Origin of the sequence: Chromohalobacter sp. HP20-39, from assembly GCF_033052815.1 — a bacterium.
GTDB lineage: Bacteria > Pseudomonadota > Gammaproteobacteria > Pseudomonadales > Halomonadaceae > Chromohalobacter.
Genome location: NZ_JAWHTP010000934.1, coordinates 1 through 253, shown reverse-complemented (window position 1 = coordinate 253; position 253 = coordinate 1). Strand labels below are relative to the sequence as shown.

Here is a 253-nt window from a genome sequence, read left to right as displayed (position 1 = left end):
CAACATCTCGCTGCGACTACAGAATTACGATCTCGGTCCGCAACGCTACAGGCTTTCGGTCGAGGGCGTGCCGAGCGGCTGGACCGCGACGCTGCTCGGCGGCGGCCAGCCCGTCGCAGCCGCGATGCCGGCACCGGATTCCAGCGTGCCGTTGCAGCTTCGCCTCGATATTCCAGCCAATGCTTCGCTCGCCGAGCAGACATTGACGGTGAAGGCCGAAGGGCAGGGCAGCGAGGCAAGTCTGCCGATCGTG

Annotated in this window: 1 protein-coding gene; it reads left to right on the top strand. The window is 65.6% G+C overall.

What is annotated here, in order from left to right; genetic code table 11:
- A partial coding sequence (locus tag RVY79_RS20700; protein WP_317466478.1) for a hypothetical protein occupies positions 1–253 on the top strand: 253 nt, incomplete at both ends.